We start from the raw sequence: 6,549 nt of genomic DNA, 5'->3' as shown, positions 1-6,549 counted from the left end.
CCACGGAGACATATCCCGCATCTGCCCCCTCCCCCTGGCGCTATCCCCACACGCCCCAGGTGGTGGGGGGGGGGGGGCCCCCCCCCCCCCCACACCCTCGCCCCTCAACCGAGCCGCACGCTTCCCGCCCCGCCCTCCAGTTCGAGCACCCACACCTCGTTGGCGCCCTCCCGCAGCACGGGGCCCGGGACGAAGAGCGACTCCTGCGGGCCCGCGCTCCAGTACCGGCCGAGACAGAAGCCGTTCACCCAGACGAAGCCCCGCGTCCCGCCCGGCAGCGACAGCGCCGCGTCACCCGCCCCCGACACCTCGACCTCCGCCCGGTGCAGACCCGGCAGCCTTCCGTCGGCCACCGGACGGAACGGCACCTTCGCGACCGCCGCCGCCTCGAAGGCGTCGAGCCTCAACCCCCGGGCCCGCACCCCGTGCACGTACTGCCGCTCGTGCCGGACCCCGCCCGTGATCCCCTTCGGCTCCGCCTGCCGCGGCCCGTAGTTGACCCGCCCCAGCGACTCCACCCACAGCTCCACCACCGCGGGCCCCGCCACCGGCTCGGGCAGCATCGCGTCCTCCGACGTCAGCACGCCCGCCCGGACCCCGTCCACGTACACCACCGCACGGTCACGCAGCCCGGACACCGAGAGGGGATACGGCTGCCGGGGCCCGGGGACCTCCAGGCGGTAGCGCACCAGCCCCCGGTCCACGCCCAGCTCCTCGAAGGTCGGCGGCATCGGCGTCCGCGACTCCTCGTCGCCGAGGACCTCCAGGACCTCCGCCAGGGACGCCCACTCCGTCAGGGCGGCCTCCACCGGCCCGGCGATCCGCCGCGGCGCCGCCGGCACCTCGGGCAACGGCCCCTCCGCGTACTCCGCCAGCACCTCACGGAACCGCCAGTACTTCTCCGTCGGCAGCCCCGCCTCGTCCACCGGCGCGTCGTAGTCGTACGAGGTCACCGTCGGCAGCAGCTCGCCCTCGTGCAGCTCACCGGCCCGGTTCGCCCCCGCCCAGCCCGCGAAGTTCGTCCCCCCGTGCGCCATGTAGACGTTCACCGACGCCCCGCACTCCAGGATCTCCCGCAGCGCCGCCGCCGCGTCCGCCGCGTCCCGTACGGAGTGCTCCGTGCCCCAGTGGTCGAACCAGCCGCACCAGAACTCCATGCACATCAGCGGCCCCGACGGCTGGTGCCGCCGCAGCACCGCGAACGCCTCCCGCGCCCCCGAACCGAAGTTCGCCGTCGCCAGCACCCCCGGCACCGAACCGCCCGTCAGCATGTGGTCCTCCGGCCCGTCCGAGGTGAAGAGCGGCACCTCCACCCCGCAGTCGAGCAGCAGCTCCGCGACTCGACGCAGATACCCCGGGTCCGAGCCGTAACTCCCGTACTCGTTCTCCACCTGAACCATGATCACCGGGCCGCCGCGGCCGATCTGCCGCTCCACCACCTGCGGCAGCAGCCGACGGAACCAGCGCTCCACATGGGCGAGATACTCCGCGTCGCCCGTCCGCACCCGCCGCCCCACGCGCCCCGTCAGCCAATGCGGCATCCCACCGTTCTCCCACTCGGCGCAGACATACGGCCCCGGCCGCACGATCGCCCACATCCCCGCCCGCGCCACGGCGTCCAGAAACCGGCCGAGCGCGCCCACGTCCCCGTGACGGCCGGGCTCCGGCTCGTACAGATTCCACGGGACATACGTCTCGACACAGGTGAGCCCCATCGCGCGGAGCATCTCCAGACGATGGCCCCACTGCTCCTCGTGCACCCGGAAGTAGTGCAACGCCCCCGACAGCAGCCGCACCGGCCGCCCGTCCAGAAGGAAGTCCTCGTCACCCACAGCGAACGCGCTCATGACCTCACCCTCGCCCTCTGGCGGCGGACCGGTCCATGGACAAAGATCGTCGCTGTTTGGACGGAAGAAAGGCAGGTACGGCGGATGTACCACACCTGGATGCGCTACTTCACACCCAGTCCGGTCCACCACCGCCTCGGTCTCGTCTGCCTCGGCGTCGGGCTCCAGCACGGCGCCCTGCCCACCGTCGGCCCACGCACCCTCGACCACCACGTCGCCGTCCTCGTCAGCTCCGGCAGCGGCTGGTACCGGGTCCCCGACGGACGCCGCACCACCATCACCGCACCCGCCCTGATCTGGCTCACCCCCGGCGTGCCCCACCACTACTCCGCCGACCCCGACACCGGCTGGGACGAGGCCTTCGTCGACTTCGCGGGACCCGCCACCGCCACCTACACCGAACTCGGCTACATCGAACCCGACCGGCCCGTCGTCCCCCTCGCCGACGCCACCGCCCCGCGCGCCGCCGTCGGCCGCATCGCCCGCGCCGCCCGCCGCGGCAACCCCCTCCTCGAGGTCGAGACCGGAGCCGCCGTCCACGAACTCCTGGTCGCCCTGCGCCGCGCCCGCGCCGACACCAACGCCGACGGCGACCCCGTCCTCACCGCCCTCGCCCGCGACGCCTTCCAGCCGCTCTCCGTCGCCGAGCACGCCGCCCGCCACGGCATGACCCAGGCCGAACTGCGGACCGCCGTCCGGCGCACCGCAGGCTGCAGCCCCAAGGACTATCTGCTCACCATCCGGCTCGGCCGCGCCAAAGAACTCCTCGCCGCCACCGAGCTGCCCGTCGCCGCCGTCGCCCGCCGCGTCGGCTACGACGACCCCGCCTACTTCTCCCGGCTCTTCACCCGCCGGGTCGGCACCGCCCCCGTCCGCTTCCGCGAACAGCAGGGCCGGACCGTGCCCGGCGGCTGGAGCAACGTGATCCCGGATCCCGAACACCCGCCGACCCTTCGCTCCCGATCCGTCTAAGCTCGCTGCTCATGAGCGAGATCGACGAGTCCGTCACTGCGGAACTGACCCGGCTGCGCGAGAGCATCGACAACATCGACGCGGCGGTCGTCCACATGCTCGCCGAACGCTTCAAATGCACCCAGCAGGTCGGCGTCCTCAAGGCCGAGCACCAGCTGCCGCCCGCCGACCCCGCGCGCGAGTCCCGCCAGATCGCCCGGCTGCGGGAGCTGGCCGAGAGCGCGAAACTCGACCCGGCGTTCGCGGAGAAGCTGCTGAACTTCATCATCGCGGAGGTCATCCGCCACCACGAGACGATCGCGGACGGAACGCAACGATGAACCGGGTCACGGTCTTCACCCTCGGCGGCACGATCTCCGCGCGGGGCGGCGACGCCAGCCGGATGACGGGAGCCGAGGTCCTCGCCGGCCTCGGCGTCACCGACCGCACCGGCCTCTCCGTCGAACTGCGCGACTTCCGCCGGCTTCCCAGCTCCTCCCTCACCTTCGAGGACCTCGCCGCCCTCGCCACCGAGGTCCGCCAGACCGTCGCCACGGGCTCCGGCGTCGTCGTGGTCCAGGGCACCGACACCCTGGAGGAGACCGCCTTCCTCCTCGACCTGCTCTGCGAGACCGACAGGCCCGTCGTCGTCACCGGCGCCATGCGCCGCCCCGACCTGCCCGGCGCCGACGGCCCCGCCAACCTGGCCGCCGCGATCACCGTCGCCGCCGACCCCGGCTGCGCGGGCCTCGGCGTCCTCGTCGTCCTCGCCGACGAGATCCACGCCGCCCGGCTCGTCCGCAAGACCCACACCACCTCCGTCGCCACCTTCGCCTCCCCGGGCGCCGGGCCGCTCGGCGCCGTCGTCGAGGGCGAGCCGCGCGTCCTGCTGCGCCCCACCGGTACCAGCGCCATCCACCCGCTCCGCTTCGACCCGGCGGTACGCGTCGCCCTGGTCACCCTCTCCCTCGGCGACCGCGGCGAACTCCTCGAAGCGGTCGACTCCCGCTTCGACGGCCTCGTCGTCGCCGCCCTCGGCGCCGGCCACGTCCCCACCTGGCTCGTCGAACCCCTGGAACGGCTCGCGACCCGCATCCCCGTCGTCCTCGCCTCCCGCACCGGCGCCGGCGCGACCCTCACCCGTACCTACCGCGGCCCCGGATCCGAGCACGACCTCCTGAAGCGCGGACTCGTCCCAGCGGGCCCGCTCGACCCCGCCAAGGCCCGCCTCCTCCTCCACGCGCTCCTCTCCACCGGCGCCAAGAGCCCGAGCGGATACGACCGCCCCGGCATCACCGCCGCCTACGCCCACGTCACCGGCGCCGACCTCGCCTGACACCGCCGCCGAGCTGCCGGCGGAACCCCGTGCCCCGCCCGCGCCGAGTTGTCGGCGGAACCCCCGTGTGCTGCCCGCGCCGAGCTGCCGGCGGAACCCCGTGCCCCGCCCGCGCCGAGTTGTCGGCGGAACCCCCGTGTGCTGCCCGCGCCGAGCTGTCGGCGGAACCCCCGTGCCCCGCCGCGGCACCATCGGGCAGCATGGGCCCCATGTCCGTACTGACGCGCGACGAAGCGCAGACCCGTGCCCAGCTCCTCGACGTCCAGCACTACACGGTCGACCTCGACCTCACCACCGGCGACGAGACCTTCGAATCCACCACGCTCATCCGGTTCACCGCCCGGACCGCAGGGGAGACGTTCGTCGAGCTGAAGCCCGTCACGCTCCACTCCCTCCTGCTCGACGGCGAGCCCCTCGACCCCGCGTCCCTCGACGAGAACCGGGTCCCGCTCCGCCTCACGGAGGGCGAGCACGAGCTGCGCGCCGTCACGACCATGCGGTACTCCCGCACCGGTGAGGGCATGCACCGCTTCAAGGACCCCACCGACGGCGAGTCGTACGTCTACACCCAGCTCTTCATGGAAGACGTCCAGCGCGTCTTCGCCGCCTTCGACCAGCCCGACCTGAAGGCCGTCTTCGAGGTGAGCGTCAAGGCCCCCGAAGGCTGGACCGTCCTCGCCAACGGCATCACCGAGCAGCAGCCCGACGGCAGCTGGAAGGCCGCCGCCACCCCGCTGCTCTCCACGTACTTCGTCTGCGTCGCCGCCGGCCCCTGGCACTCCGTCCGTACCGAGCACGCCGGACTGCCCTTCGCCATCCACTGCCGCCGCTCCCTCGCGCCCCACCTCGACGCCGACGCCGACGAGATCCTCGACATCACCAAGGCCTGCTTCGACCGCTTCCACCAGAAGTTCGAGGAGCCGTACCCGTTCGACTCCTACGACCAGGCCTTCGTCCCCGAGTTCAACGCCGGCGCCATGGAGAACCCCGGCCTCGTCACCTTCCGCGACGAGTTCGTCTACCGCTCCGCCGTCACCGTCACCGAGCGCCAGACCCGTGCCATGGTCATCGCCCACGAGATGGCCCACATGTGGTTCGGCGACCTCGTCACCCTGCGCTGGTGGGACGACATCTGGCTGAACGAGTCCTTCGCCGAGTACATGGGCTACCAGACCGTCAACGAGGCGTGCTCCGACCGCTTCCCCGACACCTGGATCGACTTCGGCATCGAGCGCAAGGCCTGGGGCTACGACGCCGACCAGCGCCCCTCCACCCACCCCGTCGCCCCCGACCCGGACGCCGTCCCCGACACCGCCTCCGCACTCCTCAACTTCGACGGCATCTCCTACGCCAAGGGCGCCTCCGCCCTGCGCCAGCTCGTCACCTGGATGGGGGAGAAGGACTTCCTCGCCGGCATCAACACCCACTTCAAGCGCCACCGGTTCGGCAACGCCACCCTCGCCGACTTCATCGACAACCTCGCCTCCGCGACCGACCGCGACGTCCACGCCTGGGCCGAGCGGTGGCTGCGGACCACCGGAGTCGACACCCTCACGCCCGAACTCGGCGGCGACGAGACCCGCACCACGCTCACCGTCCGGCACGACGGCAGCAGGCCGCACCGCATCGCCGTCGGCGTCTACGACCGCGACCTCGTCGACGGCCGCCGCCTCGTCGCGCGCGAACGCCTGGAGATCGACGTCCCGCAGACCGCGCCCCTCGACCTCCCCGGACCGCGCCCCGCCCTCGTCGTCCTCAACGACGGCGACCTCACGTACGCCAAGGTCCGCCTGGACGAGACCTCGCTGGAGACCGCCCTGCGCGGCATCTCCGGCATCCCCGACGCCCTCACCCGCGCGCTCGTCTGGAACACCCTGCGCGACATGGTCCGCGACGGCGAACTGGACCCCCGCGACTACCTGGCCACCGCCGAGGCCCACCTCTCCGAGGAGCCGGACCTGGCCGTCGTGCAGGGCGTCCTCGCCTTCGCCCGCACCCAGATCGCCGACCGCTACCTCGCCCCCGAGGAGCGCCCCGCCGCGCTCGCGCAGCTCACCTCCCTGGCCCGCACCCTCATCCGCCACACCGAGGACGGCGACGCCCCCGGACTGCGCCTCACCGCCGTCCGTACGTTCATCAGCAGCGCCACGCAGCCCGACACCCTCGCCGGCTGGCTCGCCGACGGAACCGTCCCCGGCGGACCGGAGCTCGACCCGGAGCTGCGCTGGCGCATCCTCGCCAGGCTCTCGGTCCTGGGCGCGGTCGACGGGGCCGTGATCGACCGCGAGCTGGAGCGGGACCCGAGCGCCACCGGCCAGGAGGGCGCGGCCCGCTGCCGGGCCGCCCTGCCGACGCCCGAGGCGAAGGCGGCCGCCTGGTCCGGCCTCTTCGACTCGGACGACCTGTCCAACTACC

5 protein-coding genes are annotated in these 6,549 nt (G+C 73.1%); 4 read left to right on the top strand and 1 reads right to left on the bottom strand.

All coding sequences use genetic code 11. The annotated features are described in order from the left end of the window. Positions 1-104 precede the first annotated feature (104 nt). A complete protein-coding gene (locus ACFUJR_RS27600; protein ID WP_383169166.1) occupies positions 105-1,847 on the bottom strand; it encodes a beta-galactosidase family protein in 1,743 nt (580 codons plus the stop codon). Between the two features lie 84 nt (positions 1,848-1,931). Here ACFUJR_RS27600 and ACFUJR_RS27595 point away from each other — a divergent pair, with 84 nt between their 5' ends. The 4 genes from ACFUJR_RS27595 to pepN all read left to right on the top strand — a co-directional run. Then, positions 1,932-2,819 (top strand): helix-turn-helix domain-containing protein, encoded by an 888-nt coding sequence (locus ACFUJR_RS27595; RefSeq protein WP_383169164.1) that lies wholly within the window; start codon positions 1,932-1,934, stop codon positions 2,817-2,819. Between the two features lie 11 nt (positions 2,820-2,830). Next, complete coding sequence (locus tag ACFUJR_RS27590) at positions 2,831-3,139, top strand: chorismate mutase (protein WP_383169162.1); 309 nt, start codon at positions 2,831-2,833, stop codon at positions 3,137-3,139. After that, positions 3,136-4,134 (top strand): asparaginase, encoded by a 999-nt coding sequence (locus ACFUJR_RS27585; RefSeq protein WP_383169160.1) that lies wholly within the window; start codon positions 3,136-3,138, stop codon positions 4,132-4,134. The genes ACFUJR_RS27590 and ACFUJR_RS27585 overlap by 4 nt, the downstream gene beginning before the upstream one ends. 209 nt (positions 4,135-4,343) lie before the next feature. Further along, positions 4,344-6,549 (top strand): aminopeptidase N (pepN, locus tag ACFUJR_RS27580; RefSeq protein WP_383450826.1); only part of this gene is annotated, 2,206 nt, incomplete at its 3' end.

Origin of the sequence: Streptomyces sp. NPDC057271 (assembly GCF_042668715.1) — a bacterium.
Lineage (GTDB): Bacteria > Actinomycetota > Actinomycetes > Streptomycetales > Streptomycetaceae > Streptomyces.
Note: the sequence above shows the minus strand (reverse complement) of the source record. Positions and strands in the feature narration are given on the sequence as shown.

Coding starts and splice junctions, on each gene's coding strand:
- ACFUJR_RS27600 (WP_383169166.1), bottom strand. CDS start 1,847: ATGAGCGCGTTCGCTGTGGGTGACGAGGACTTCCTTCTGGACGGGCGG.
- ACFUJR_RS27595 (WP_383169164.1), top strand. CDS start 1,932: ATGTACCACACCTGGATGCGCTACTTCACACCCAGTCCGGTCCACCAC.
- ACFUJR_RS27590 (WP_383169162.1), top strand. CDS start 2,831: ATGAGCGAGATCGACGAGTCCGTCACTGCGGAACTGACCCGGCTGCGC.
- ACFUJR_RS27585 (WP_383169160.1), top strand. CDS start 3,136: ATGAACCGGGTCACGGTCTTCACCCTCGGCGGCACGATCTCCGCGCGG.